Raw genomic sequence first — 24,191 nt, 5'->3', positions numbered from 1 at the left:
AATTTGCAGGTAGGAGCTGAACCATGAGTGGAACCCTTGTCCTCGTCCGTCACGGCCAGAGTGAGTGGAACCTGAAGAATCTTTTCACAGGCTGGAAAGACCCCGACCTCACGCCTCTCGGTGTGGAAGAGGCAACCACCGGGGCCATGGCGCTCGCCGACTACGGCATCAAGTTCGATATCGCCTTTACCTCCGTTCTGCAGCGCGCGCAAAAGACCTGCCAGATCATTCTCGATGGTATCGGCCAGTCGTCGCTGGAGACAATCAAGGATGAAGCGCTGAATGAGCGCGACTATGGCGATCTCGCCGGTCTCAACAAGGACGATGCACGCGTCAAATGGGGTGAGGAACAGGTCCACATCTGGCGTCGCTCCTATGATGTGCCGCCGCCCGGAGGTGAGAGCCTGAAGGATACCGGCGCGCGCGTCTGGCCCTATTACATGACCGAAATTCTGCCGCGTGTTCTGCGTGGAGAAAACGTTCTGGTCGCCGCCCACGGCAATTCTCTGCGCTCGCTCCTGATGGTGCTTGATCGGCTGGACCGTGAGAAAATCCTTGGCGTCAATTTGGCCACCGGTGTTCCCATGGTCTACAAGCTCAACGCTGATTCGACCGTCGCCTCCAAAGAGGTGCTCGGCGACATGTCCGGCGCGCATTGATTTAAGAAGGTGCTTCACCCGTGCGGTGAAGGCCATTTTCAGCGATGAATTTTCCGGCTTTCCGCCAGCTTGCACCGCGGCGCTTCAATGCGTCGCGGTGTTTTGTTTGTGCGTAGTAAACAATGGAAATTCCAATTCTTTCAAGCGGTTAAAGTTGAATGCCACTGCCGCCAATTCGAATGTATACATTTATAGGCCATACAAGGGCTTATTTTTCAGATTCTGTCTTGAATTTTTCATAAATCAGGTATTTGCTGTATACATTATCGCTTTTGGGAGGATTTCTAATGACAAAAAGCAGCCTTGAATCCGTCATGCAGGCCGGTGGCGGAGCAGTGAATGTTCTGCGCAACTCCAAGATCGGCATGTACGTTTATCCGGTCGTCGCACCGGAATTTTCAAACTGGCGTGTTGAGCAGGAAGCATGGCGCAAGAGCGCCGTTCTGTTCGATCAGTCGCACCACATGGACGAATTGATCGTGGAAGGTCCGCAGGCCGCGGAATTTCTCGCCTATCACGGCATCAACTCGTTTTCGAATTTCGATCTCAACCGCGCCAAGCACTATGTGCCGGTAACCCCGAATGGTCATGTCATCGGCGACCACATCATTTTCCGTGAGCGCGAAGACAAGTTCATCCTCGTTGGCCGTGCGCCGACCTCCAACTGGCTGATGTTTGCCGCCGCTTATGGCAGCTGGAACGTGCGCCTGCGCTACGACCCTCGTTCGCCGTCACGCCCGGAAGGCGAGCGCGTGCTGCGCGAGCACTACCGCTTCCAGATCCAGGGTCCGGACGCTCCCAAGATCTTCGAAAAGATGAACGGCGGCCCGATCCCGGATATCAAGTTCTTCCACGTCGATTGGATCAATATCGGCTCGAAGAAGGTTCAGGCGCTGCGTCACGGCATGTCCGGCGCACCGGGTCTCGAAGTCTGGGGTCCGTACAAGGACAAGGACTATATCCACTCCACCATCCTGCAGGCAGCGCGTGACGCTGGCGTCAACCTCGTGCAGTGCGGCAGCCGCGCTTACTCCACCAACACGCTGGAATCCGGCTGGATCCCGTCACCGCTTCCGGGCATCTACACCGGCGACGGCATGCTGGCAGATTACCGCCAGTGGCTGGGCGCAGACAGCTACGAAGCAGCAGGCGCTATCGGCGGCAGCTTTGTGTCCGACAATATCGAAGACTACTACGTCAATCCCTTCGAACTCGGCTACGACTTCTACATTGGCTGGAAGAAGGACGACTTCATCGGCAAGGCCGCGCTCGAGAAAATGAAGGGTGCCAACAACCGAAAGAAGGTCACCTTCGAATGGAACCGCGACGACGTTCTCAAGGTCATCGCGTCCGCCTTTGAAGAAGGCACGCCTTACAAGTGGATTGACTTCCCGCAGCCGAACTACGCATCGTCCTCTGCCGATATGATCATGCAGGGCGACAAGATGGTCGGCATGTCCATGTTCAATGGCTATTCCTTCAACGAGCGTTGCGTGCTCTCGCTCGGCGTTGTTGACCAGAGCATTCAGGAAGGCGATGTTCTGACCCTCAAATGGGGCGAGCCGGAAACGACTGGCAAGACCTCGACCGAGGCGCACAAGCAGGCCGAAATCCGCGTTCGCGTGGCCCCGACACCGTATTCCAAGGAAGCCCGCGGCTCTTATGCCGAAGGCAGCTGGCGTACGAAGTAAGACCTTCAGCCGCATGGGGCGGATGTTCCCCATGCGGCTGCAAATGACATTCAATCAGGCGGCCCGGAGGAAATGGCCGCTTGATAATGATCTCATGGGAGGAAATCATGTATCGTAATAAGTTCGTTTCACTTCTGGCCGGCGCAGTCATGGCCGCAGCACCGCTTGCTGGTGCCAGCGCAGCCGAAGTTCTCAAGCTTGCCCATTTCGTACCCCCGGCACATATCATCACCAAGGCTGTGGTCGATCCGCTTTCCAATGGTCTGAAGGACGCCACCAATGGCGAACTGACCATTCAGGTCTATCCCGGTGGCGAACTGGGCAAAGGTCCGGTCGAGCAATATGTCCGCGCGCTTCAAGGTGTTGCAGACATCACCTGGGGTCTCGAAGGCTACACTTCATCACAGTTCCAGAAGACCATGATTTCCGAACTTCCCGGCGTCGTTGGCGAAAAGCCCGGCTACGAGATGATCTGGAATGCTTACGACAAATACCTCAAGGACGAGTTCCCCGGCACCAAGCCGCTGGCGCTTTGGGTATCCGAACCGAATGTCTTCATCATGAAAGACAAGGAAATCCGCACGCCTGACGATGTGAAGGGTCTCAAGATCCGCGTTTCCGGCTCCGCCCAGGGCAAGGTGCTGGAAGCGCTTGGCGCAACGCCCGTTCAGATGCCGGCAACGGAAATGTACAACGCACTCCAGACCGGCCTCATTGATGGTATCGTTACCGGTTCAAGCGCCATTCTCGATTTCAAGCTCAACGAAGTGGCCAACAGCTACACCGTGGGTGCGCCGCTCGGCACGGTCGGCTTCTATCTCGTCATGAACCAGGGCCGTTACGATGGTCTCTCCGACGAATTCAAGAAAGCCGTTGACGACAATAGCGGCTTTGGCCTTTCCAAACATGCGGAAGAAACCTGGAATGCGCGTGGCGACGATGCAATCGCAGCCGTCAAGGGCGACAGCAACAAGACCGTGGTCGAGCTTTCCCCTGAAGAAGCGGAAGCCTTTGGTGCACTCACGCTTCCCGTGACTGAATCCATCGTGAAGGAACTCGGCGCCGAGGATGTCCTGGCGGCGATGCAAGGAAAGTAAGCCTTTATGTATGCGTTCCTGGCGCGTTGGGCAGACAGGTTGATCAACCTGTCTGCCGTCATTGGTTCTGCAGGTCTGATCTTTGAGGTCGCCGTCATTCTGGTGGACGTCACTGGCCGGCTTTTCAACACGCCGCTTTATGGCGCGCAGGACCTTTCCGAAATGACCATGTCCATCGTCGTTTTCGGCGGCATGGCCATGGCCGACAAACTGAGAGCGCATGTGGCCGTGGATATTTTCGAAGAACAGTTTCCAGCTTGGCTGAACCGATCTTCGGATGTTTTTTCCGCACTGGCAGGTGCTGCCATTTTCGCCGGCATTGCCTGGACGGTCTATCAGTCCTCGCAAATTTCCTTGATGCTAAACCTCGCCACCAATGTCATTGGCCTGCCCAAGGCATGGTTCCAGTGGGCGCTATGCGCATTCAGCGTAATCACGTCTTTTGCCATGCTGCTCAGGGCCTTTGAGATGCTGGCCCGCAAGAGGGAGCAACACGCATGAGCCCCTTTGCAATCGGCGTTGCCGGAATGGCCATTCTGGTTGTTCTCCTGGTGCTGCGGGTTCCCGTGGCCTTTTCCATGTTTCTCGTGGGCTTCGGTGGCATCGTTGCCATTGATGGTGCCAATTCCGGCCTCAGCCTGCTGGCCTCGGAAACCTTCACGCTTTCCACGTCTGCCGAACTGGTGGTGGTGCCGCTCTTCATTCTCATGGGCAATGTCGCCGCCGTCACTGGCATGAGCCGAAGGCTTTATGACGCTGCCTATGTCATCATCGGCCATCTGAAGGGCGGTCTCGCCCTGGCAACGGTCATAGGCTGCGGCGGGTTTGCTGCCCTTTCCGGTTCTTCGGTTGCGGCAGCACTGACCATGGGCAAAGTGTCGCTTGCCGAAATGAAGCGTTTTTCCTACAGCCCGCGTCTGTCAACCGGTGTCGTGGCAGCGGGCGGCACGCTCGGCATCCTGATCCCGCCATCCACCGGCTTTGTGATTTACGCGATCCTGACGCAGGAATCGATTGGGCGGCTCTTCCTGGCAGGCGTTCTACCGGGCGTCCTGCTTCTCGTGGTCTTCATGCTCATGATCAGCCTGCTCTGCTACATCAATCCGGCCTATGGCCCGGCAGGGCCGCGCACAAGCATCAGCGAGAAGGTCAAGGCGCTCGCTGACTCAACCCCCATTCTGGGCATCATCGCGCTCACCATCGGTGGCATTTACGGCGGCTTTTTCTCGCCTGTGGAAGCTGCCGCCGTCGGTGCCGGGCTGATGATCATCTTAGGTATCATTACCCGCACACTCGATCTGAAATCCCTTTGGACCGCGTCGAAGGAATCCGTTGTCACTACGGCCACGGTGATGCTGATCCTCATCTCCGCGCATATGATCAACCCGTTCCTCGCTTTGAGCCATATACCGCAGGCCGTGGGCGATTTTCTGGGCGGGCTCGATATCCCGGCCATCGGCGTCCTGGCCTTGATCCTGCTCACCTACATGGTTCTCGGCTGCTTCCTCGAAGGCTTCGCCATGATCGTGCTCACCATGCCGATCTTCTTCCCGGTCATTACGGCACTCGGCTATGATCCGATCTGGTTCGGCGTTCTTGTGGTTCTGACGTTGGAAATGGGGCTGATTTCGCCGCCGGTTGGGGTGAACGTGTTTATTGTGAAGTCCGTCGCACCGGATGTGCCACTCAGCGATATCTTCAAAGGCGTCTTGCCTTTCTGGCTGGCAATGCTGGTTACGCTGGCCCTGTTGGTGGCCTTCCCGCAAATATCGCTCTACCTGCCAAATACAATGATCAACTGATACAAAAAGGGGCCTGTCTGATCGGCCCCCTTTGATGTTTCCATTATTTGATGTTCAGCCCTGCCGCACCGTCATCGGATCACTGATCCTGTGCGCCTGAAACGTGTCCGGCAGCGGCGTCATGGAGATCACCTTCACGATCCCTGCCTTGGCAAACGGATCACCCTCGGCAAAGGCCATCGCCTTTTCAAGGCTTTCGGCCTCCAGAATGCCGAAATTGCCTCGCGTCGTGCCGTCATCATTCAATGTTGCTGAGCCAACGAGCACAACGGCCACGCCATCGCCGCCCGAGCGCACCCATTCGCGATGTTTCGGCCTGTGTTCGTCGCGCGCAGCGTCCTTATTGGGATGATGTTCACAAGTCATGAGAAAAAACATGAGTACGCCTCAACCGATCTCGAACCTGCGCTTCAGCCAGCCCATGGTGGCACTGACGACCGCGTCAGGCTGCTCCACCGGTGCAAAATGCCCCGCATTGTCAATGATCGCCATGTCGCTTTCGCCACCGAGTGCTTCGGCGATTTCCTCATGCTGGGAAACCGGGCTCCACTTGTCCTGATACGCAGCAATCAGCAGAACCGGGCAGGTGATGTCGCTAAGATAAGCCCCGGCATCCGGTCGCGCCATCAGCGCGCGGATTTGCCGCTCGTGGACCTCAGGTCCCGCGCGCAGCACCATGGCGGTCAGCTCCGCAACCAGCGCCGTGTCGCTCACCCGCGCAGGGTCCAGCATCGGCGGCAGCCACTCTGCGGCGAGCTTGGCCATATCTTCGTTTCCAAGATCGATCTTCTGCTGACGCTTCGGTGTTTCGCCTTCAGAAAGAGGATGGTGGCCCGTGTTGGCAAGCACCAGACCCTTAACCCGTTCGGGAGCTTGATGAGCAAGTTCCATGGCAATGCGCCCACCCAGCGAATGTCCAACAGCAATCAGATCGCCATCGACAGCCTCCAGGATCGACGCTGCCATATCGGGGATCGTCGCCTTGTCCGTGGGCAGCGCATCATAAACCGGCATATGCGGGCGCGCAGCATCCGCCAGCGGTTTCCAGATGATTTCATCGGACACCAGGCCCGGGATCAAAACAAGTGTCGTCATAAAATTCTCCTCTTCGATACAATAGATATCGACAGGCGAATTGCAATCGAAGACGTTGATTTTATACGATTTGTTGCTCGCGATTGAGCATCTTGTAGAGATGCACCATCAGGCCTGCGGCAAACAGCGGGGTCAACAGGTTGAGCAGCGGAATCGCCAGAAAGCCGGCAATCACAAATCCGCCCATAAGAACCGTTCCCCGGTTCTGCCGACGAAACGCCTTTGCGTCGTGGATCGAGCGGTAACGCATGGCGGCAAACTCGAAAAACTCCCGCCCGAGCAGATAGCCGTTCACCAGAAAGAAGGCGATGAGATTGATGCCTGGAATGAGAAGCATGAGCAGCGCAATGAGATTGCCGAGCACAACAATGCCGAAAAAGCTGAGTGCAGAGATGATGGATTGACCGAGTGGCATGGCAACCCCCGGCTGGTCTTGCGGATAGTCGCGCTGCTCCACAACCTCTGCCACATCATCGAGAAACAAGCCCGCAATTGCCGCCGTCACCGGGGAAATCAACAGCGCCAGCGCCAGCGCCAAACCAATGCTCGCGACAATACCGAGAACGAACCCGATCCAGCCCGCCCATTCGGGTATGCCGGGAACCAGCTGCTCCAGCCAGGGCAGGGCCAGCCAGATGAAGATCTTGCGGATCAATATCCACACAACCAGCAGCGCCGCCAGTGTCAGGCCCAGAACCTTCCAGAAAACGCCGCGTGTTTCAGAAGCAAAGAGGTTGATGAATGCCAGCCGCGCCGCTTCGAAAACCATGTCGTCATTCTCCTGGTGTGTTTGACCACATGTAGGATAACCGGAGATAGGCTTCAACAGGAGCGAAAGCCTCAATCGGTCATTGTCACTGCGCTCCGATGGCCTTAGCCTTCCATTTAGTTCGAACCCGTTGGAAACGGCCCGCCGCTAAATGAAGATATCACTTTCCCTGAAGCAAATCCTGCCCCTATTGCTGACGGTTATGACTACCGTCTCTCCCGCATTTGTCGGAGCACAGGAGTCACCCTGGACCACCAAACCCGTTCGCATTGATCGGTCGAAGCAGAATTATGAACGCCTGCCGCCGCCTGACAGCACGGCCGAAAAGCGTGAAGCGGAAGAGCGTCTTTTCGTCAAACGCCTGCCGCAACAGATCACCATGGAAGACAGCGCCACATTTCGCGCCGGTGGAAAGAGTTATATTCTCGCCGGTATCAAGCCTGTGCCGGCAGACAGGATTTGCGCCTCTGACACGGGGTCTCGCTGGCCTTGTGGAAGGGCAGCAACGTTGTTTGCAGGCAGGCTTCTCAGCCGCCAGTTGCTGCGTTGCGCGCTTGCAGTTCAGGAGGGCGAGGGGATCCGGCTCAGCGATTGTGAAATCGGCCAGAAGAACGTTCAGGCCGAAATCGTCGCCAACGGCCACGCATTTGCCTCACCCGCAAGCAAGGACCTCAACGCAGCCATGGAAAAAGCCCGCCAGACGCGCAAAGGCGTGTGGCGGGATAAGGCCTGTTTCAAACAGGGTGGCAACTGCTGATAATTAAGGTATCCGGCGGTTAGAGCCAGATTTGCTGGATCATGAAGGGCGATGCATTGTCCTTCAGCTCCGGCTTTTCAAAGGGAACGATGACGTTCCAGACCGGCGAAAAGCTGTAGGCCTGCTCCTGGGCGCTGATGGCCTTGCGTACCGCCTCGATCTCGCGCGCCTTCACATTCAGGAAGGTAACAACGAAATCAGAAAAGTGATTTTCCTTGGGGCCGCAGCGCGCAATCGCACCCATGCACACTCTGTTGTCCACGCTCGGACGGATCGAGCCAGTCTTGGCGACAACGATCTCCGACTGCACATTCATGCCGACCGTGCGCGTCATGCTGCCAAGCCCGAAAGCCATGGCCGGCGCGGCATTCACGGTTGCCAGTGCCAGAAAAGCGGCGGCGATATGTTTTGCGTAACCCAACATTTTGAACATCCCTGTCTTTGCCCGGTCTTTCCCGGTTCTTGTTTTATTGGTTGTTCTGAAGGCGTTCGGGCTGTTGCCTTTCCGCCTCCTTGTGCCCACTTTTAGCGCAAACTTCTTGGTGTCCCTTTAAGCGGTTCTGTAAATTTTTATCGAAATGTTCTTTTTCGGGATTTTTTGTTTCGAAAAGAGAAAGTTGGCTGGAAACGAAGCGACCCCGGAATGCATCTCCGGGGTCGTCTGATGTTGGCAGGAGCCCATTCATCGGGTCTCGCGGCTCTCGTTATATGTTAGTTCCAGCGCATCGGGTTGGCAGACGATACCGTTACATAGCGGTATCCACTTGCCTGGCGCGAAACGATATTCTTGCGCAGATTGTCGAGCACCAGTTCGCCAGCGCTGGTTTTAACGACCAGAACGGCATGGCCAGCACCCTTCTTGGTCTTCACGACCGCGATGCGAAGCGCGGAAGAGGGGATGCCGGCTGCCATCAGCTTGTGGCGCTTGGTCATCACATAATCATCGCAATCACCCTCGCGGGTCGAAATCTGCCAAACGTCCGTCTTTTCCCGGCGCGGTTTGATTTGACGGTTCACTTGGCTATTGACCTGTGTCAGCAGCTTGCGAACCTTAGATGTGTATGAAATCTTCGCCGGTCCGCTGCTTCTGCAGTCTGCCGGGTTCTGCAGGCAGAACAGCTGGAATTGCAGCGGTGCATTGCTGCGTGCAGTGGAATTGTGCTGGCGGCTTGCCGAACCGAGTGAGATCGCGCTTGCGTCTGCAACAGTCAGAAGACTCATACCCACCGCCGCGACGAATGCCAGTCCTAGTTTCTTGTACATTGACCTAACCCTGTCCTGTTAGCTTTGTGTTTCTTCTTGCGGCCCCCGTTTGTCGGTTCTGCCGATGAGGTCACAATAGAAGGCAGGGTTTGAGATGCTCTAAAACGGAACACTAAAATTGTTTCTATTCTCGTTTTAGTACGCAGGTCCTTGAAAAATAAGATGAAATTCTGTCTCAATTTGGTTTCTGCATGGCTTTGAAGCGCCAAGCAGACAAAACAAAACGCCCCGTTTCGAGTAAAACGGGGCGCTCTTTAAAGAAAACAGCCGAAAATCAGGCTTCGAGTTTCTTTTTCACGATGTCGCGCAGAGCGCCGAGATCCTTGGCAAAGGAGCGGATGCCTTCGGCGAGTTTTTCCGTCGCCATGGCATCTTCATTCATCATCCAGCGGAAGGTCTTTTCATCCATGTTGATCTTGTCGACCGGCGTGGTCTTCTCAGGGGAGAGAACGCGCGGCAGCTTGGCATCGCTGGCAGCAAGTTCATCCATCAGTGCCGGGCTGATCGTCAGTCGGTCGCAGCCGGCCAGCGCTTCAATCTCGCCGATATTGCGGAATGATGCGCCCATAACGACAGTGTCGATGCCGTGAACCTTATAGTAGTTGTAGATCGCGTGCACAGACTGAACACCGGGATCGGTTTCCGCAGTATAGTCTTCGCCGGTCGATTTCTTGTACCAATCGAGGATACGGCCAACGAAAGGCGAAATCAGGAAGGCTCCGGCGTCAGCGCAAGCCACAGCCTGTGCCATGGAAAAGAGCAGCGTCAGGTTGCAGTCGATACCCTCTTTCTGAAGGATCTCTGCAGCCTTGATGCCTTCCCATGTCGATGCAAGCTTGATGAGAATGCGCTCGCGTTCAATGCCGCGCTCTTCATAGGCCTTGATGATCTGGCGGCCCTTGGCAACGGAACCCTCGATATCGAAGGAGAGGTCAGCATCGGCTTCGGTGGAAACGCGACCGGGAACGAGTTTGACAAGTTCCGCGCCAACGGAAATCGCCATGCGGTCAGCGATTGCCGCCACGGCAGCGTCGCCGGAAAGGTTCGATTTCTTGCCCCAGGAAATGGCTTCATCAACAACGTCGTTGAAAGTCTCCGTGCCAATAGCCTTCAGAACCAGCGTCGGGTTCGTCGTGCAATCGATCGGTTTGAGGCGCGCGACAGCCTGGATGTCGCCGGTATCGGCCACAACCGTGGTCATTTCGCGCAATTGTTCGAGTTTGGATGTCATTTGTGCCTCCAATACGGCGTCACTCTCAGGAAATGCGTAAAGAGCCGGGTGACGCCTTGTTGCCCGTTGTTAAAACATCGGCGGGAAATAAAAAAGAGCTCCCCTGACAATTTCGGTACGCGGGACTGGGATTTCAATCGCCTGGATAGGATTTCTGATGTGGGCGCGGTTTTGCACCACTTGACAAGACGCGTCGTTTTCTAGATCATTTGCGTCATTGCGGGAGAGACGGCAATTGTCGCACCGAAGGAGCAACCGCCCCGGAAACTCTCAGGTAAAAGGACCGCAATCAAGGAAACACTCTGAAAAGTGAAGCTCAAAAGGCTTCCGCCGACGGTGTAAGTGAGGTCTCAGGTGAGGCCCGCAAAACTCTCAGGCCTATGACAGAGGGGGCACATTCCGCGAGAGCTTCGCGAGAAGGAATGCGCCCTCATGACTGAAATTCAAGATAATTCTGTTGCTGTTATTGGTGCCGGGATCACTGGCATAACCACGGCCTACAAGCTGATGAAACGTGGCTTTGCCGTCACCGTTTTCGATCCCAATTCCTATGCGGCCATGGAAACGAGCTACGCCAATGGCGGTCAGCTTTCGGCTTCCAATGCCGAAGTCTGGAACAGCTGGTCCACCGTTCTCAAGGGCATCAAGTGGATGCTCAAGCCCGGTGCGCCGCTTCTGGTGAATCCCAAGCCCTCCTGGCACAAGTTCAGCTGGATGGCAGAGTTTCTCGCCGCCATTCCCAAGCACGAGGAAAACACGGTCACCACCGCACGCCTGGCAATCGCGGCCCGTCAGCACCTCATCGACATGGCCGAGAGCGAGGGCATCGAGTTCAACCGGGAAGACCGCGGTATTCTCCATTTTTACAAGACACCCAAAGACTTTGAAGCCGCACAGCGTGTCACGGCGATGCTGGCCAAGGGTGGTCTTGTTCGTCGCGAAGTGACGCCTGAGGAAATCCGCACGATCGAGCCGACTTTGAAGGGCGATTTTGTCGGCGGCTTCTTCACCGACAGCGATTTTACCGGCGATATTCACAAATACACCAACGGTCTGGCCGCAGCCTGCGCGCGCCAGGGTGTCGTGCTCAAATTCGGCACCGCTGTGCTGGATACAAAGGCCGATGCCGAGGGCGTAACCCTTCATGCCCGCAGGGGAAACAGCGGAATTGAAACCCACCGTTTCGGCAAGGTCGTCGTGTGTGCCGGAACCGCATCGCGCAAACTGGCCTCTCAGCTCGGCGACCGTGTCAACATTTACCCGGTCAAGGGCTATTCCATCACCGTGAACCTCACCACCGAGGCAGATCAGGCGGCAGCCCCTTGGGTCAGCCTTCTGGACGACGACGCCAAGATCGTTGCAAGCCGCTTGGGTGCAGACCGTTTCCGTGTCGCCGGCACGGCTGAGTTCAATGGCTTCAACAAGGATATCTGCAAAGCGCGCATCGACCCGCTGGTCGAATGGTGCAACAGATACTTCCCCGAAATGAGCACGCGCCAGTTTGTGCCCTGGGCTGGTCTGCGTCCGATGATGCCGAATATGATGCCGCGGGTGGCACAGGGTCGCAACCCGAACGTCTTTTACAACACCGGCCATGGCCATCTCGGCTGGACGCTGTCGGCTATCACCGCAGACATGGTCAGCAGTCTCGTGGGTGCGGCGCAGGAGCAATCGGGAACGAAGATTTTCGCCCCTGCATCGAAAGAACTGGCGGCCTGATCGGGTTTCAAGCCGATAAAACGGGAAAGGCCGGTCTGGTTTCCGGCCTTTTCGTCTACTGAAGCGCTCAAGGCCACAAGCGTGGCCCGGCGCTCATGCGCCGCCCCAGTGGAGCATTGCGCAAAGCGCAATTGGCGTGAGCGAAAAAATGTGGACTGTTTCAGTCAAAAACTGAAACAGTCTAGGCCGCTTCGTCGAATGTCGTTCGAGCCTGTTTGATGACCCTGTGATGCTGGTCTGCCCACCGCACAATGCTGACGATCAGCGGCATCAACGAGTGCCCCAGTTCCGTCAGCGCATATTCCACGCTCGGCGGTTTAGTCGGAAAAACCGTCCGGCTGATAAACCCGTCGCGTTCCAGATCGCGCAATGTTTGCGTCAGCATCCGCTGGGAAATATCCGGTATCGCGCGCCGCAATGCGCCGAAACGCTTCGCCTCGTCGCTCAATTCCAAAAGCAGCAAAACGCTCCACTTGCCTGAAAGCTTGTCCATGACATCGCGTATCGGACAGTTGGATGCGTCAAAGCCCATCTTTTCAAGGGTCGCGCGCGTCAGAGATTTCGTCATTTCATCCTCCGGTGCCAGGGCAATCCGGTTCCTTTTTTGCTGGTTCCCAAAATGTGCCTACTTTACACCGCAACTTCAAGCTCTATTTTGCACTTGATCTCAAAAAGAGACCACATAAAATTGTTGCCTCGCTGAGAGGTCGAAGTGAAAGGAAATGACATGAGCAAACTTCTCGTAACAGGTGCCTCTGGCAAACTCGGCAAAAGCGCCGTCACCCTTCTTCTCGCCAATGGCGTTGCGCCTGGCGATATCATTGCCACCACGCGCGATCCCTCCAAGCTGGCAGATCTTGCCGCCAAAGGCGTCGATGTCCGCGCGGCCGATTTTGATGACCCTGCAAGCCTTTCCGCAGCCTTTGCAGGTGCTGAGCGCCTGGCGCTGATCTCCACCGACGCGCTTGATGTGCCCGGCAAGCGCTTGAAGCAGCACCAGGCTGCCGTGAATGCCGCCAAGGCCGCCGGCGTGAAACATATCGTCTACACCTCCATGCCCAACCCTGGTCCCGAATCAAGGATTACCTTTGCACCGGATCATCGCGGCACTGAAGAGGCCATCAAGGCTTCCGGCCTGACCTACACGATCCTGCGCAACAGCTGGTACAATGAAAATCTCTTCATGAGCCTTCCCTCTGCTTTGCAGTCTGGAAAGTGGTTCACCTCCACCAACGGCGGCCGTCTCGCCTATATCGCCCATGTCGATTGCGCAGCAGCGCTTGCGGCAGCACTTGCTTCCGACAATACCTCAAGCGAGGTTTTGACGATGACCGGCCCGCAGTCCCTTTCCTATGCAGAGATTGCGGCGCTGGCTTCGGAAGCGACCGGCAAGCCAATCGAGGTTATCAACCTCACAGACGACCAGCTTGCCGAAGGCATGAAGGCTGCCGGTGTGCCTGAATTCATGCTGCCCTTCATGCTGGGCATTGAAGCAAACGTGCGTGAAGGCCACTTCGATCTGGTCACGGACGACTTCGAAAAGCTGACCGGCAAAAAGCCGTCGCCGCTGAAGGATTTCCTTGTCGCGAACAAGGATGCACTTCTGGCGGCACCGGCTGGTGGCGGTCACTGAGGCTGAACTTGGCGGCGGCCGGTTTATTCGGCCGCTGCTGGACGATCGACAACACCGCGTGCGATCTGATCCGCTTCGATGGATTCGAACAGTGCGCGGAAGTTGCCTTCACCAAATCCCTCATCGCCCTTGCGCTGAATGAACTCGAAGAAGATCGGCCCGATCACGGTTTTGGAGAATATCTGCAGCAGGATCTTGGTCATCCCGCCATTCACCACGCCTTCGCCGTCGATCAGAATCCCATGTTTCTTCATCCGCTCAATCGGCTCGTCATGGCCCTGCACCCGGTCGAATGACATATCGTAATAGGTGTCCGGCGGGCCCGGCATGAATTTCAGTCCGTTTTCGGCGAGCGCATCGGTCGAGCTATAGATATCGTCCGTGCCGACCGCGATGTGCTGAATGCCTTCGCCTTTGTACTTCTTCAGATATTCCTCGATCTGGCTCACATCGTCCTTGGATTCGTTCAGCGGAATACGAATCTTGCCGCAGGGTGAGGTGATCGCACGGCTCACCAGACCGCTGATGCGTCCGTCAATGTCGAAATAATGAATCTGCTTGAAGCCGAACAGATCGCGGTAAAAGTCCCACCACGTATCCATATTGCCGCGATAGACATTGTGGGTCAGATGGTCGAGGAAATAGAAGCCAACACCGTTCGGCTTCGGATCACGCTCACCGATCCATTCGAATTCCCCGTCATAAGCTGAGCCCTTTTCGCCATAGGCATCAATGAAATAGAGCAGCGAACCGCCAATACCCTCAATGGCTGGCACGTCCATCACCTTGTCGTCACCCAGATACGGTTTTGCACCCTTGGAAACGGCATGATTGAATGCATGTTCTGCATCCACCACCCGCCAGGCCATGGAGGGCGCGCAAGGGCCGTGGTCGTCCACAAAGCGCATGGCGTGGCTGCCCGGTTCGGCGTTCACAATGTAGTTCACATCGCCCTGCCGCCACACTGTGACATTCTTCGTTTTGTGGCGCGCAACCGGCGCATAGCCCATGCGCTCAAAAAGCGCGGCCAGCTTTTCCGGCTCGGGATGTGCAAATTCGACAAATTCGAAACCGTCCGTACCGGCTGGGTTTTCAGCGTTGATTTCAGCTGGTGGTGCATCGTGTGGGAAGGGGCCCATGATCTCTCCTCCTTTTTGGATTGTTGTGCACAGTATGATCCGTTTTGGAGGAAATGTTCTTGCATTCTTCAGGGTTATTGGTGAATTAATGCATGCTTTGTGCAAAAAGCCGGAAGAGTATGCAATGAATGATCATCTCGATAGCTATGACCTCCGCATTCTCGTGGAATTGCAGAAAGACGCCCGTCTCACCAATAACGAACTGAGCGAGCGCATCGCGCTATCGCCATCGCAATGCTCGCGCCGTCGTTCGCGGTTGGAAGCCGAGGGTTATATATGGGGTTATCAGGCCCGTCTTGATCGCGAAAAGCTCGGTTTGGACCTGTTGGTGATCATCTCTGTGACGCTTGCCACACACAACCGCGACAACGCCCAGCGCTTTGCCAAACTGGTACGGGGCCTGCCAGAAGTGCTGGAAGCCTATGCGCTGACCGGCGAGATGGACTATCACCTGAAGGTTGCCACGCGCGGCCTTTCAGACCTGTCCCGCTTCGTCAACGCCGTCCTACTGCCGCATGAATCCGTGCAGCATGTCAAAACGTCGATTGTGCTGAATGCCCTGAAAGATTTCGAGGGCTTTGAGGTCAGCTGAGCTTCAGGAGCTTGGCCGCGTTCTCTTTCAGGATCAGCGGACGCACCTCGTCCTTGATATCGATCTTTTCAAAGTCGCTCAGCCACCGCTCCGGCGTCAGCATCGGCCAATCAGAGCCAAACAGCATTTTGTGCTTCAACAGCGTATTGGCGTAACGAACCAGAATCTCCGGGAAATATTTCGGCGACCAGCCCGACATGTCGATATAGACATTCGGCTTATGTGTGGCCACCGAAAGCGCCTCTTCCTGCCAGGGGAAGGAGGGATGCGCCATCACGATGGGCATATCGGGAAAATCCACCGCCACGTCATCGAGATACATCGGGTTGGAGAATTTCAGCCGCATGGCATTGCCGCCGCGCATGCCCGAACCCACGCCCGTCTGGCCGGTGTGGAACAGCGCAATCGCACCATATTCCTGCAACACTTCATACATCGGATAGGCAATCGGGTCGTTGGGATAAAAGCCCTGAAATGTCGGATGGAACTTGAAGCCCTTGATGCCGAAATCCTCAATCAGGCGACGCGCTTCGCGCACGCCCATCTTGCCCTTGTGCGGATCAATCGAGGCGAAGGGGATCAGGATATCACTGTTTTCGGCCGCAATTTCCGCGACTTCCTCATTCTTGTAGCGGCGGTAACCCGTATAGCTTTCTGCATCCACCGGAAAGATCACTGCAGCCACATTCTGTTCGCGGTAATGCGCCGCCGTTTCCTGCACTGTCGGGGGATGCTCCCAGGCGGCCCGGAAATAGGTCGCCATGGTCCGCTGCAAGTCGTCATAGCCGTCATCGGGATGGCACCCACAGCCTTCTTCGGCATGTGTGTGAAAATCAATCGCGCGTACTTTTGAAATATCGACCATGAAATCCTCCTCCCAAGGCGGCTTATCCGGCGGGTTATCGCAATACTTTTTTATGCGCCGAGATAGTTATGGTCAATAACAATTCTGTCCCGAGCCGCCGGCCGCACCGCCTTTTCAAATCGCCTGCCCCGTGACAAAAGAGCAGGCAAGAGCAAGGGCAGGGGGAGCCGCAAAACATGATCATGCCAAAACGCCGCGTCGTCGATCTTACCAAAGAGGTTCGCTTCAACCCCGATGATCCCGGCTTCATGCGTGTGAAAATCAAGCACAAACCGCATAAGAAAGGCCGCTTGCTGGTGCGCCTTCTTGGCCTGCCATTCGGGCTCATGCCGAAAGATTTCGAAGGTTGGGCAGATGATACGATCACCAAAATGGGCGTCCATTCCACCACCCACATCGATGCTCCGTGGCACTATGGCACGGTCGATCCTGACGGCAAGCCGCTGCCCACCATCGAACAAATCCCGCTCGAACTCTGCTTCGGCCCCGGTGTCGTCTTCGACATGACCCATAAGGCCGATGGTGAGCCGATTACCGTGGCCGACATGGAAAAATCAATTGCTGAAAGTGGTGCAGCAATCAACGAAGGCACGATTGCACTCATCCGCACAGGTCGCGACCAATATCTCGGCCAGAAAGACTATTGGCAGCGCGGCACCGGCATGAGCGAGCAGGCAACCGATTGGCTGCTCGACCGCGGCGTCAAAGTCTGCGGCATTGATCAATGGGGGTGGGACCTGCCTTTCAAGGTGCAGATCGCCCAGGCTAAAAAGGACGGCGGCAAGACGCGCTTCTGGGAAGGTCATCTCGTCGGCCGCCGCCGCCCCTATTGGCATATGGAGCAGCTCTGCGGCCTCGATCAGCTGCCAAGCCACGGTTTCGAGGTCGGCGTCTTCCCGCTGAAACTCAAGGGCGCTTCTGCCGCACCCGCCCGTGTGGTCGCCTTCCTGCCGGAATAACTATTTCGAAAGCAGTGCGGCCACGCGCTCAATGCCCATCACATAGCCCTCAGTCCCCTTGCCCGCGATCTGCTCATCGGCTCTGAGCGCCACATAGGAGTGATGGCGAAACGCCTCGCGCTTGTGAATATCGGAAATATGCACCTCGATCACCGGCCCCTCAAATGTGTTGAGCGCATCGAGAATGGCAACAGACGTATGCGTGTAAGCCGCAGGATTGATCACAATCCCCACCCCATCCTCACGCGCCTCATGGACCCAGTCGATGATCTGATGTTCCGCATTCGACTGCAAAAACCGGATGTCAAAGCCAAGCGCGCCCGCCCTCTCACGGCACTTCGCCTCCACATCACCCAGCGTCTCGCTGCCATAAATCTCCGGCTGCCGCTTCCCCAAAAGGTTCAAATTCGGCCCATTCAAAACATAAATCAAACCCGCCACAAAGAGACCTTTCTACGATATGCCAGCCAAACGCCAAGCTTTGTCCGATATAAAGAACAAGGCGTCAAGCGGCTGGCAAGGCGACCATAAGGGCACGAAAAAGCGCCTGAACGGCACCAACCACTGCGTGACCTTGAGATCTATGGGAAACTGCAAAACTGGTGCCGCTTACGTGACTCGAACACGTGACCCCATCATTACGAATGATGTGCTCTACCGACTGAGCTAAAGCGGCCCAAAGCTCCTGGGCTTGGTGCCCCGGCCTTGTGTGAGGCGCTGATACAGGTATTGACTGCTGATTTCAAGACGGTTTTTGGCAGCGCATTGGGAAAATGGCAGAAATTGTTTTCGCCCTCCTGCGCAGGTCAGGTGAATGCAGCGCTTGGCCGGCAGGCGCGGCTGGGCTGGGCGTGATGCGGTCTCGAAGTGAGGCGGCATCTCATTTCTGTGGCCAGAGGGTCGGCCAGTTGTCGGGGCCGCCATCTTCAAGACCGTCACAATCACCCTTTTCCATTTCTTTCACCAGTGTGGGCGTCAGACCTTCTTCCGAATCGACAAACTCCCAGATGTGGTAGGAGCCGCAATCGCCGATGCCGCGGCCTTTGAAGAAGGCCTCGATCTGCCGGGTGCGGTAATCGAAGGAAACATTGTATGGCAATGTCATCACGCCCGGTCTGCCATCGCGCATGGTGGGCAGCGCCATCGTGGTGATGTCGTCGCCATAACCGTGGTAGAGCGCAAACGGCGCATTATAGGCGCCGGGCGAACCGCATGGTGCGCCGATCAGGACCTCGTCATTTTCAAATCGGGCAATGAACGCTTCCATATTGGCGAACATGCTCTCTTCCAGGTCCGAACATATGCCGTCCGCCTCGAAATCCTTTCGCACGGCCTCCGGAAGATCCTTGAAGGCGGTAATATCGCTTGCCGGCGCGTATTCTGACGGTGGCTTGGAGCCTGTTGCCTCAAGCGCATCCGTGCGGTCGACACGGCCCTGCTGGTCGTCGATATAGCGCAGGCTTGCGGTCATGCCGGAAAGGGGCAGATTGCCCTCAATGCGCGCAGTTTTGCCGACGATGGCAACATGCAGGCTGCTTCCCTCCTTCATCGCGGCGATCAGCTGATCCATGGGAAGGTCGCCGCCAATGGTCCAGCGCCAGTTGTCTTCGTCATAGACTATGGTCGCGCCGGGCATTTCGATCCGTGCGCCGTTATCGGCTTGCGCGGTGATTTGCAGGGTGCCTGCGTCCTTTAGCGCCTCGCGATCTGTGAGGGCAAAGTTGATGCGAACAGGCGCATTCGGCTGAGATGTGCGCTGGAGTTCAAAGACTGAAAACGGGTCGTCGCTGCTGCCGAAATGACTCACATCGCATGTCAGCCCGTTGGTGCATTGGGCAGTCCAGTTGCCAAACGTCTTTCCTGCCCCTGCAAACGCTGTCGTAAAGGTGGCGACGGCAAAAACACCGGCTACAATTGGTATCGACGTCCAGAGTGAAACCGCGCGCATGATGCTCTCCGCAAAAAAAAGACCCGGTGGCCCCGAGCGCCACCAGGTTCCGCTGTCTATAGCGGAAAAAATCAGCCGCAGATATTCTTTTTCGCCGCGCGATATTCGCGCTCCAGCCGGTCGACAAGGGCTGAAGCCGGACCGATTTCCTTGACCGCGCCAATGCCCTGGCCACAGCCCCAGATATCTTTCCAGGCTTTGGCGCCGCCGGTTGCCGCCTGGCTGAAATCCATCTTCGAGGGGTCGGCCTCGGGCAGATGATCCGGGTCCATGCCGGCTGCAGCAATCGAGGGCTTCAGGTAGTTGCCGTGGACGCCGGTGAAATAGTTGGAATAGACGATATCGTCGGCGTGGCTGTCGACAATCATCTTCTTGTATTCGTCCACCGCGCGGGCTTCTTCCGTCGCGATAAAGGGCGAGCCGATATAGGCCATGTCGGCACCCATGGCCTGGGCTGCCAGAATGGCGCCGCCATTGGCAATTGAGCCCGAGAGCAGAAGCGGTCCGTCGAACCATTCGCGGATTTCCTGAATGAGCGCGAAGGGGGAAAGCTTGCCCGCATGGCCGCCTGCACCCGTGGCAACGGCGATCAACCCGTTCGCACCCTTGCGGATGGCGGAATTGGCGTGACGGTTGTTGATCACATCATGCAGAACGATGCCGCCGTAGGACTGGATGGCCTGGTTGACCTCCGGCACAGCACCAAGCGAGGAAATCACGATCGGAACCTTGTATTTCACGCACATTTGCAGATCATGTTCCAACCGCTTGTTGGAATTGTGAACGATCTGGTTCACGGCAAAGGGGGCAGCAGGCCGATCCGGGTTCTTCTGGTTATGGTCGGCCAGTTCTTCGGTAATCTGCGCCAGCCACTCGTCCAGCTGGGCTTCCGGTCGCGCATTCAAGGCCGGAAAGGATCCAACGACACCGGCCTTGCATTGCGCGAGAACCAGCGCAGGATGGGAGATAATGAAAAGCGGAGAAGCAACAACCGGAATGCGAAGATTATCTTTCAAAATAGAGGGTAAAGCCATAATTCCTCCCAAAAATTTACGTTTACGCACACGTAAGCCGTTTATCAGAGCTTGTCCTCGATGAAAAGCGGGAAACTGTGTGGACCGCCCGCCCGCCGGCCTGTGGAGAAGCGGTGAAATGCCGGGGCGATAAGGCTTGAACAATTCCGTTGCAGACATTACCGCTGGATACCTATATTTTCACCGAGGCGATGATGCTTCAATCGAACATGCTGGCGGATAGGCCGCAACGAGGAGAAAACCGCCCTTGAAAGGTTTGGAAGCTGCAATCAGGAACGCACTCGCCAAGGCGGGGCATACCGATGCACAGATGCGTGCGCGCATTTATCAGTCTGCGCGTTCGGCTCTGGAGTCGGGTCTGCGCAAGCAGGGCATTTCCGATTCGGCTGTCGTTGCCCAGCAGCGCCACCGCCTGGAAGCGCTCATTGAGGAGATCGAGCGCGAGGAGCGACTGCTTCAGACCGAGCGGATGGTTGCGGCCGAAAATGCCAGCCGTGCCGCAGCCGTTGATGCACAGCCCGAGCCGCGGCATGCAGCCAATCCTGCGATGGATGAACAGCCAGCGCCCGCACCGGAACCGGTTGCTCCGTCCGAACCGGATTTTCCGTCCGCGCCCGTCGGTCGTGTTGATGACACCGCCGAACCGCCGCAGGCCCCTTCGGTCGAGGTTGATCGAGGCGATCATTATCAGAGTGCACCGATTTCAGCCGCACCCGATCTTGGCGGTGTTGCGGCAGATGGCCGTCTGGGGGTGGTGCCACATCCGCGCGCCGAGACGTCCGATTTGGACGAAGCACCCGTCGCCGAACCAAAGGCCGACCACCTTGAAGATCGCGTGGCACCGCCGCCAAAAAGGCAGAAGAAGCAAAAGGAAAAGCCGCGCAGGCGCTGGCGTGCGAGATTGTTTTCGCTGGTCATTCTCATTGCGTTCGGTGCCGCAGCCTATTGGTGGGTCGATAGCACCGGGCTTCTCCTGAGCCCTCAGGAGCGCGACACCAGCGTGCCAAACCCGCCGCCGACAGCGTCTGATGAGGATTTTGAAGCGCCCGGCCTGCAGTCCTTCCGTCCCGAACGTGGTTTTGGCGAAGGTTGGGAGACCGTGTATGATCCCGGCGACGGCACGGTTGAGCGCGGTGCCGATGTGAGTGCAGAGGTCCGCCGCGAAGGCGAGACGCAGTTCCTCTATGTCAGCGCCCCCGCAGGCGGTGCCGAAAGCAGCATCACCATACCCGTCCCGCGGGATCTGCTGCGTCAGATGGCGGGCAATCCGTCCGTCATCGCCATCAGCGCCCGTGGCGTTTCACCGGATGCCCAGCTGTCGGTGACCTGCGATTTCGGCGGTTCGGTGGATTGCGGCAGACACCGTTTCACCCTCACCGACGACAATGTTGATCTCATTTTCGAGGTGGAAATGCCCGCTGACGCTGGAAACAGCGGCGACGGTCAGCTCAACCTGAATGTCGCAGCCGGCGGCGCAGATGGCGAAATGGAACTCTATGGTGTCCACGTCGAGCCGAAGGGCGACGCGGGCGACACGTGAGGCGCACGAAGGGGAATGCACTGTTCCCCCTCAAGACCGCTCATGTCTCTTTCATCAGTCCAGAAGGTCGGGCCCCTGGCCGATGATGTCGTGATCAATCTCGCCGATCGCCTCACGGTCCTTTCCATCATATTGCAGATGCAGAAGAATGTGGCGGATGACATTCAGCCGTGCACGGCGTTTGTCGTTGGCCCGCACCACCGTCCATGGTGCCTGTCCGCTATGCGTTTCCAGCATCATCTGGTCGCGCTTTTGCGTGTAATCGTCCCACTTGTTCAGCGCGGCGATATCCATGGGCGAAAGCTTCCACGTTTTCAGCGGATCGTTGGCGCGGTCGTGGAAGCGTTTGAGCTGCATCTCTCGACCGATATTCAGCCAGAACTTGAAGAAATGAATATCGTCATTGACGATCATCTGTTCAAAATTGGGAACTGCCTTCAGAAAGGCGCGATGCTCTTCCGGGGTGCAAAAACCCATCACCGGCTCCACACCGGCGCGGTTATACCATGAGCGGTCGAAGGCCACGAACTCGCCGCCGGAGGGAAAATGCTCCACATAACGCTGGAAATACCATTGCGTACGCTCTTTTTCCGTCGGCTTGGAAAGCGCTACCGCCCGCGCTGAACGCGGGTTCATATATTGCAAGGTCGCCGCAATCGTGCCGCCCTTGCCGGCAGCGTCGCGTCCTTCAAAGAGCGCCATCACACGCCCGCCGGTCGCCTGCAGCCAATATTGAACCTTCACAAGCTCCTTCTGCAGATCGTAGAGCTCCTTTTCGTACTTCTTCTTGGAGAGCTTTTTCCTGTAAGGGAAATTGCCGGATGCAAGCGCCTCTTCTTCCACCCAGTCCGGCAGGTCGGGATCATCGACGTCGAATGTCCGTGTCTTGCCGTTGATGAAGATTTCGGTTTTCCTGCTTTCGCTATCGCCCATGGTTCCCGCCATATTTTTCGGTCTTTGACGGAGGCAGGATGGCCATAAGCGCGACGCGAATTCAACCCGGCCTACAAATAAAAACTGTCATATGAATCGGCTAGACCATGCTTTCAAAATCTCCCGCATGGTGTTGAAACGTGTTATGGCATCAAAAGGTAGTGGAATTGGTCGAGGCCGGAATGGATAGCGATACAGGCGATGAAGAACGCTCCGGCCGTGGCGGGGTGATTGTTCTTCTGGCCGTTCTCGCCGCCACTGCCGCTGCCGTTTTGGGCGTCCATTGGGCTGTTTCGGTTCTCTTTGCCACGGTGGTCGCCGCCGCTGTGCTCATCCGCGCCCCAAGCCGCCGCAAAACCGCTGAAAAGATTGATGTCTTTTCCGGCGAGGCCGACAGGCTGGCCGGGATCAAGGGCGCATTGGCGGCCACCGATATGCCGCTTTATCTTCTCGATGCCCGCGAGAATATTGTCTTTGAAAACCCGGTGGCTGCAAAAACCTTCGGGGAAGGGCCGGTCGGCCAGCATGTCAGTTTGCGAAACCGCTCGCCTGCTATACTCGATATGGTGCGCGAGACCATTGCAGCCGGAAAATCGACCGAGGTCGAATATTCCGAACGCCTGCCATCGACCCAGGTCTATGCCGTCAATTGCGCCGAGGTCGCCGCATCTGTTCAAGGTAGTGGCGTTGCGCGCTATTTTGTTTTGTCCTTCCGCGACATTTCCGAAACGCGCCGGCTGGACCGCATGCGCTCCGACTTTGTTGCCAATGCCAGCCATGAGCTGCGCACGCCACTCGCTGCTGTGGGTGGTTTCATTGAAACGCTGCAGGGGCCGGCGCGCAAGGACCCCAAGGCTGCGGAAAAGTTCCTCGGCATCATGATGGAGCAGGTCAACCGCATGAACCGTCTGGTTGACGATCTCCTGTCGCTGTCGCGCCTCGAGCTGAAGGCGCATATTGCGCCCTCCGAGAAAGTCGATCTCGGCCCTCTGCTCGGGCAGGTCCGCGATGGGCTTACCCATCTGGCCAATGATCTGGACGTAGAATTGAGACTTCACCTGCCGGAAAACCCGGTCGTCGTCACCGGCGACCGCGATGAATTGATGCAGGTTTTCGAAAATCTCATCCAGAATGCCTGCAAATACGGGCAGGAAGGTAAGAAGGTCGATATCACGCTGGGCGGCGGCGGTGAAACACCGGTCGAGGTCACTGTGCGCGACTACGGGCAGGGCATTCCCGCCGAACACATTCCGCGCCTTACCGAGCGCTTCTATCGCGTCAGCGTGGAGGCCAGCCGCTCCAAAAAAGGCACCGGTCTCGGCCTCGCCATCGTCAAACATATCCTCACCCGCCACCGCGCCCGCCTGATCGTGACCTCAAAAGAGGGGGAAGGATCTGCTTTTACGGTCCGTTTTTGACATATAAAGTCACATAACTTCGCAGACGTCAGAAATACCATAATAAT

The 24,191-nt window shown here is 56.8% G+C and carries 25 protein-coding genes, 1 tRNA gene and 1 riboswitch; of the genes, 12 read left to right on the top strand and 14 right to left on the bottom strand.

The window, feature by feature from the left end; all coding sequences use genetic code 11:
• Positions 1-23: 23 nt before the first annotated feature.
• The 5 genes from NHF56_RS13575 to NHF56_RS13555 all read left to right on the top strand — a co-directional run bounded on the left by NHF56_RS13575 (position 24) and on the right by NHF56_RS13555 (position 5,249).
• On the top strand, positions 24-659 hold the full coding sequence (locus tag NHF56_RS13575; RefSeq protein ID WP_252805397.1) for a 2,3-bisphosphoglycerate-dependent phosphoglycerate mutase: 636 nt from the start codon (positions 24-26) through the stop codon (positions 657-659).
• A 287-nt stretch (positions 660-946) separates the two neighbouring features.
• Positions 947-2,350 carry an aminomethyltransferase family protein gene (locus NHF56_RS13570; RefSeq protein ID WP_252805395.1) on the top strand — a complete coding sequence of 468 codons (1,404 nt, stop codon included), beginning with the start codon at positions 947-949 and terminating at the stop codon, positions 2,348-2,350.
• A gap of 107 nt (positions 2,351-2,457) precedes the next feature.
• Entirely contained in the window at positions 2,458-3,447 is a 990-nt protein-coding gene (locus NHF56_RS13565; RefSeq protein ID WP_252805393.1) for a TRAP transporter substrate-binding protein, read from the top strand.
• A 6-nt stretch (positions 3,448-3,453) separates the two neighbouring features.
• Entirely contained in the window at positions 3,454-3,948 is a 495-nt protein-coding gene (locus NHF56_RS13560; RefSeq protein ID WP_252805391.1) for a TRAP transporter small permease, read from the top strand.
• Entirely contained in the window at positions 3,945-5,249 is a 1,305-nt protein-coding gene (locus NHF56_RS13555) for a TRAP transporter large permease (RefSeq protein ID WP_252805388.1), read from the top strand. Before NHF56_RS13560 ends, NHF56_RS13555 begins: the two co-directional genes overlap by 4 nt.
• A gap of 54 nt (positions 5,250-5,303) precedes the next feature.
• On the opposite strand, the gene NHF56_RS13550 is transcribed toward NHF56_RS13555, so the two are convergent.
• The 3 genes from NHF56_RS13550 to NHF56_RS13540 all read right to left on the bottom strand — a co-directional run bounded on the left by NHF56_RS13550 (position 5,304) and on the right by NHF56_RS13540 (position 7,113).
• A complete protein-coding gene (locus tag NHF56_RS13550; RefSeq protein ID WP_252805386.1) occupies positions 5,304-5,627 on the bottom strand; it encodes a YciI family protein in 324 nt (107 codons plus the stop codon).
• Between the two features lie 9 nt (positions 5,628-5,636).
• Entirely contained in the window at positions 5,637-6,344 is a 708-nt protein-coding gene (locus NHF56_RS13545; RefSeq protein ID WP_252805384.1) for an alpha/beta fold hydrolase, read from the bottom strand.
• Between the two features lie 61 nt (positions 6,345-6,405).
• Positions 6,406-7,113: a sulfate transporter family protein gene (locus NHF56_RS13540; RefSeq protein WP_252805382.1), complete on the bottom strand. Its 708-nt coding sequence runs from the start codon at positions 7,111-7,113 to the stop codon at positions 6,406-6,408.
• 202 nt (positions 7,114-7,315) lie between these two features.
• Between NHF56_RS13540 and NHF56_RS13535 the strand changes: the two genes are divergently transcribed.
• On the top strand, positions 7,316-7,870 hold the full coding sequence (locus tag NHF56_RS13535) for a thermonuclease family protein (protein WP_252805380.1): 555 nt from the start codon (positions 7,316-7,318) through the stop codon (positions 7,868-7,870).
• A 19-nt stretch (positions 7,871-7,889) separates the two neighbouring features.
• Here the strand turns inward: NHF56_RS13535 and NHF56_RS13530 are convergent, their stop codons facing one another.
• From NHF56_RS13530 to tal, 3 genes are all read right to left on the bottom strand, one after another.
• Complete coding sequence (locus NHF56_RS13530) at positions 7,890-8,294, bottom strand: hypothetical protein (protein WP_252805378.1); 405 nt, start codon at positions 8,292-8,294, stop codon at positions 7,890-7,892.
• A gap of 287 nt (positions 8,295-8,581) precedes the next feature.
• Positions 8,582-9,133 (bottom strand): transglutaminase-like cysteine peptidase, encoded by a 552-nt coding sequence (locus NHF56_RS13525; RefSeq protein WP_252805376.1) that lies wholly within the window; start codon positions 9,131-9,133, stop codon positions 8,582-8,584.
• 274 nt (positions 9,134-9,407) lie between these two features.
• Positions 9,408-10,364, bottom strand: a complete 957-nt coding sequence (gene tal / locus NHF56_RS13520; RefSeq protein ID WP_252805375.1) for a transaldolase — start codon at positions 10,362-10,364, stop codon at positions 9,408-9,410.
• A gap of 210 nt (positions 10,365-10,574) precedes the next feature.
• Positions 10,575-10,660: riboswitch (glycine riboswitch) on the top strand.
• A 136-nt stretch (positions 10,661-10,796) separates the two neighbouring features.
• Here tal and NHF56_RS13515 point away from each other — a divergent pair.
• Positions 10,797-12,083 (top strand): D-amino acid dehydrogenase, encoded by a 1,287-nt coding sequence (locus tag NHF56_RS13515; RefSeq protein ID WP_252805373.1) that lies wholly within the window; start codon positions 10,797-10,799, stop codon positions 12,081-12,083.
• A 181-nt stretch (positions 12,084-12,264) separates the two neighbouring features.
• Here the strand turns inward: NHF56_RS13515 and NHF56_RS13510 are convergent, their stop codons facing one another.
• Entirely contained in the window at positions 12,265-12,651 is a 387-nt protein-coding gene (locus tag NHF56_RS13510) for a helix-turn-helix domain-containing protein (RefSeq protein ID WP_252805371.1), read from the bottom strand.
• 159 nt (positions 12,652-12,810) lie between these two features.
• Between NHF56_RS13510 and NHF56_RS13505 the strand changes: the two genes are divergently transcribed.
• Entirely contained in the window at positions 12,811-13,716 is a 906-nt protein-coding gene (locus NHF56_RS13505) for an SDR family oxidoreductase (RefSeq protein WP_252805369.1), read from the top strand.
• 23 nt (positions 13,717-13,739) lie between these two features.
• Here the strand turns inward: NHF56_RS13505 and hppD are convergent, their stop codons facing one another.
• Positions 13,740-14,855, bottom strand: a complete 1,116-nt coding sequence (hppD, locus tag NHF56_RS13500; protein ID WP_252805367.1) for a 4-hydroxyphenylpyruvate dioxygenase — start codon at positions 14,853-14,855, stop codon at positions 13,740-13,742.
• Positions 14,856-14,979: 124 nt separating this feature from the next.
• On the opposite strand from hppD, the gene NHF56_RS13495 reads away from it, so the two are divergent.
• On the top strand, positions 14,980-15,447 hold the full coding sequence (locus NHF56_RS13495) for an Lrp/AsnC family transcriptional regulator (protein ID WP_252805365.1): 468 nt from the start codon (positions 14,980-14,982) through the stop codon (positions 15,445-15,447).
• On the opposite strand, the gene NHF56_RS13490 is transcribed toward NHF56_RS13495, so the two are convergent.
• A complete protein-coding gene (locus NHF56_RS13490) occupies positions 15,440-16,312 on the bottom strand; it encodes an amidohydrolase family protein (protein ID WP_252805363.1) in 873 nt (290 codons plus the stop codon). The two genes, NHF56_RS13495 and NHF56_RS13490, sit on opposite strands and share 8 nt — an antisense overlap.
• 176 nt (positions 16,313-16,488) lie before the next feature.
• Here NHF56_RS13490 and NHF56_RS13485 point away from each other — a divergent pair, with 176 nt between their 5' ends.
• Positions 16,489-17,271, top strand: a complete 783-nt coding sequence (locus tag NHF56_RS13485) for a cyclase family protein (RefSeq protein WP_252805360.1) — start codon at positions 16,489-16,491, stop codon at positions 17,269-17,271.
• Here the strand turns inward: NHF56_RS13485 and aroQ are convergent, their stop codons facing one another.
• The 4 genes from aroQ to NHF56_RS13465 all read right to left on the bottom strand — a co-directional run bounded on the left by aroQ (position 17,272) and on the right by NHF56_RS13465 (position 20,253).
• A complete protein-coding gene (aroQ, locus tag NHF56_RS13480; protein WP_252805359.1) occupies positions 17,272-17,712 on the bottom strand; it encodes a type II 3-dehydroquinate dehydratase in 441 nt (146 codons plus the stop codon).
• Positions 17,713-17,871: 159 nt separating this feature from the next.
• Positions 17,872-17,947: transfer RNA gene (locus NHF56_RS13475), tRNA-Thr, on the bottom strand.
• Positions 17,948-18,151: 204 nt separating this feature from the next.
• Positions 18,152-19,219, bottom strand: a complete 1,068-nt coding sequence (locus NHF56_RS13470; protein ID WP_252805357.1) for a DUF1176 domain-containing protein — start codon at positions 19,217-19,219, stop codon at positions 18,152-18,154.
• A 71-nt stretch (positions 19,220-19,290) separates the two neighbouring features.
• The gene (locus tag NHF56_RS13465) at positions 19,291-20,253 is read right to left on the bottom strand and encodes a nitronate monooxygenase family protein (RefSeq protein WP_252805355.1); all 963 of its coding nucleotides are present in this window, start codon (positions 20,251-20,253) and stop codon (positions 19,291-19,293) included.
• Between the two features lie 247 nt (positions 20,254-20,500).
• Here NHF56_RS13465 and NHF56_RS13460 point away from each other — a divergent pair, with 247 nt between their 5' ends.
• Positions 20,501-21,793 (top strand): hypothetical protein, encoded by a 1,293-nt coding sequence (locus NHF56_RS13460; protein ID WP_252805354.1) that lies wholly within the window; start codon positions 20,501-20,503, stop codon positions 21,791-21,793.
• Between the two features lie 54 nt (positions 21,794-21,847).
• Here NHF56_RS13460 and ppk2 read toward each other — a convergent pair whose 3' ends face one another.
• A complete protein-coding gene (ppk2, locus tag NHF56_RS13455; protein ID WP_252805352.1) occupies positions 21,848-22,726 on the bottom strand; it encodes a polyphosphate kinase 2 in 879 nt (292 codons plus the stop codon).
• A 182-nt stretch (positions 22,727-22,908) separates the two neighbouring features.
• Between ppk2 and phoR the strand changes: the two genes are divergently transcribed.
• Positions 22,909-24,144 carry a phosphate regulon sensor histidine kinase PhoR gene (phoR, locus tag NHF56_RS13450; protein WP_252805350.1) on the top strand — a complete coding sequence of 412 codons (1,236 nt, stop codon included), beginning with the start codon at positions 22,909-22,911 and terminating at the stop codon, positions 24,142-24,144.
• Positions 24,145-24,191 lie beyond the last annotated feature (47 nt).

Origin of the sequence: Rhizobium sp. L1K21 (assembly GCF_024055895.1) — a bacterium.
Taxonomy (GTDB): domain Bacteria; phylum Pseudomonadota; class Alphaproteobacteria; order Rhizobiales; family Rhizobiaceae; genus Ensifer_A.
Note: the sequence above shows the minus strand (reverse complement) of the source record. Positions and strands in the feature narration are given on the sequence as shown.

What these genes read in the sequence shown, in the direction of transcription:
- NHF56_RS13575 (WP_252805397.1), top strand. Translation starts at nt 24, where the DNA reads ATGAGTGGAACCCTTGTCCTCGTCCGTCACGGCCAGAGTGAGTGGAAC.
- NHF56_RS13570 (WP_252805395.1), top strand. Translation starts at nt 947, where the DNA reads ATGACAAAAAGCAGCCTTGAATCCGTCATGCAGGCCGGTGGCGGAGCA.
- NHF56_RS13565 (WP_252805393.1), top strand. Translation starts at nt 2,458, where the DNA reads ATGTATCGTAATAAGTTCGTTTCACTTCTGGCCGGCGCAGTCATGGCC.
- NHF56_RS13560 (WP_252805391.1), top strand. Translation starts at nt 3,454, where the DNA reads ATGTATGCGTTCCTGGCGCGTTGGGCAGACAGGTTGATCAACCTGTCT.
- NHF56_RS13555 (WP_252805388.1), top strand. Translation starts at nt 3,945, where the DNA reads ATGAGCCCCTTTGCAATCGGCGTTGCCGGAATGGCCATTCTGGTTGTT.
- NHF56_RS13550 (WP_252805386.1), bottom strand. Translation starts at nt 5,627, where the DNA reads ATGTTTTTTCTCATGACTTGTGAACATCATCCCAATAAGGACGCTGCG.
- NHF56_RS13545 (WP_252805384.1), bottom strand. Translation starts at nt 6,344, where the DNA reads ATGACGACACTTGTTTTGATCCCGGGCCTGGTGTCCGATGAAATCATC.
- NHF56_RS13540 (WP_252805382.1), bottom strand. Translation starts at nt 7,113, where the DNA reads ATGGTTTTCGAAGCGGCGCGGCTGGCATTCATCAACCTCTTTGCTTCT.
- NHF56_RS13535 (WP_252805380.1), top strand. Translation starts at nt 7,316, where the DNA reads ATGACTACCGTCTCTCCCGCATTTGTCGGAGCACAGGAGTCACCCTGG.
- NHF56_RS13530 (WP_252805378.1), bottom strand. Translation starts at nt 8,294, where the DNA reads ATGTTGGGTTACGCAAAACATATCGCCGCCGCTTTTCTGGCACTGGCA.
- NHF56_RS13525 (WP_252805376.1), bottom strand. Translation starts at nt 9,133, where the DNA reads ATGTACAAGAAACTAGGACTGGCATTCGTCGCGGCGGTGGGTATGAGT.
- tal (WP_252805375.1), bottom strand. Translation starts at nt 10,364, where the DNA reads ATGACATCCAAACTCGAACAATTGCGCGAAATGACCACGGTTGTGGCC.
- NHF56_RS13515 (WP_252805373.1), top strand. Translation starts at nt 10,797, where the DNA reads ATGACTGAAATTCAAGATAATTCTGTTGCTGTTATTGGTGCCGGGATC.
- NHF56_RS13510 (WP_252805371.1), bottom strand. Translation starts at nt 12,651, where the DNA reads ATGACGAAATCTCTGACGCGCGCGACCCTTGAAAAGATGGGCTTTGAC.
- NHF56_RS13505 (WP_252805369.1), top strand. Translation starts at nt 12,811, where the DNA reads ATGAGCAAACTTCTCGTAACAGGTGCCTCTGGCAAACTCGGCAAAAGC.
- hppD (WP_252805367.1), bottom strand. Translation starts at nt 14,855, where the DNA reads ATGGGCCCCTTCCCACACGATGCACCACCAGCTGAAATCAACGCTGAA.
- NHF56_RS13495 (WP_252805365.1), top strand. Translation starts at nt 14,980, where the DNA reads ATGAATGATCATCTCGATAGCTATGACCTCCGCATTCTCGTGGAATTG.
- NHF56_RS13490 (WP_252805363.1), bottom strand. Translation starts at nt 16,312, where the DNA reads ATGGTCGATATTTCAAAAGTACGCGCGATTGATTTTCACACACATGCC.
- NHF56_RS13485 (WP_252805360.1), top strand. Translation starts at nt 16,489, where the DNA reads ATGATCATGCCAAAACGCCGCGTCGTCGATCTTACCAAAGAGGTTCGC.
- NHF56_RS13470 (WP_252805357.1), bottom strand. Translation starts at nt 19,219, where the DNA reads ATGCGCGCGGTTTCACTCTGGACGTCGATACCAATTGTAGCCGGTGTT.
- NHF56_RS13465 (WP_252805355.1), bottom strand. Translation starts at nt 20,253, where the DNA reads ATGGCTTTACCCTCTATTTTGAAAGATAATCTTCGCATTCCGGTTGTT.
- ppk2 (WP_252805352.1), bottom strand. Translation starts at nt 22,726, where the DNA reads ATGGGCGATAGCGAAAGCAGGAAAACCGAAATCTTCATCAACGGCAAG.
- phoR (WP_252805350.1), top strand. Translation starts at nt 22,909, where the DNA reads ATGGATAGCGATACAGGCGATGAAGAACGCTCCGGCCGTGGCGGGGTG.